Origin of the sequence: Agromyces humi (assembly GCF_009720255.1) — a bacterium.
In the GTDB taxonomy this organism is placed as follows: domain Bacteria; phylum Actinomycetota; class Actinomycetes; order Actinomycetales; family Microbacteriaceae; genus Agromyces; species Agromyces humi.
This window is the reverse complement of the sequence record NZ_WJSP02000788.1, coordinates 1-538: the sequence shown is the minus strand read 5'-3', so window position 1 is coordinate 538 and position 538 is coordinate 1. Positions and strand designations below refer to the sequence as shown.

Here is a 538-nt window from a genome sequence, read left to right as displayed (position 1 = left end):
GGCCGACAGGTCGGGGCTCCCGGATGCCGCGGGCGGCTGCCCTGTGCCGAGGCCGAGCAGCGGGGCGGGGTCGAGGGTCAGCGCGAGCCACCCCGCCGCGTACTCGGGGCGCACGAGGTGGGGCACCGCCGGCGCGCTGTCGCGCTCGATGCGGAGGCGGATGCGCGTTCGGGCCGGTGCGGTGCCGTCGACGAGGCCGTCCGCGGCGACCCGTCCGCCGCGGAGGGGAGTATCAGCGATGGCGAGCGGCTGCGGCTCCGCGAACCACACGTCGATCCCGGTCGGGATCGTCGCCGACGAGACCGCCGAGTGGATGCGGCTCTCGGTCAGTCGCGCGGTTCCACGCTCGAGCCAGGCGGCGGAGGCCCCGCGGTCGAGCGCCGCGAGCGCGAGCCGATCCTCGAGGCCGGGGTCGCGCCACGCGCCGGCGTCGACGTCGTCGGACCCGATGGAGACGTCGAGGTGCACCGCAGTCGCCGCGTCGAGGCCGGGGAGTGGCCGCACCGTCGGCGCAGCGGCACCCGCGCTCGCAGCGGCG

1 protein-coding gene is annotated in these 538 nt (G+C 77.9%); it reads right to left on the bottom strand.

Annotation, left to right across the window (positions count from 1 at the left end; genetic code table 11):
• A partial coding sequence (locus GH736_RS24185) for a hypothetical protein (RefSeq protein ID WP_235934675.1) occupies positions 1–538 on the bottom strand: 538 nt, incomplete at both ends.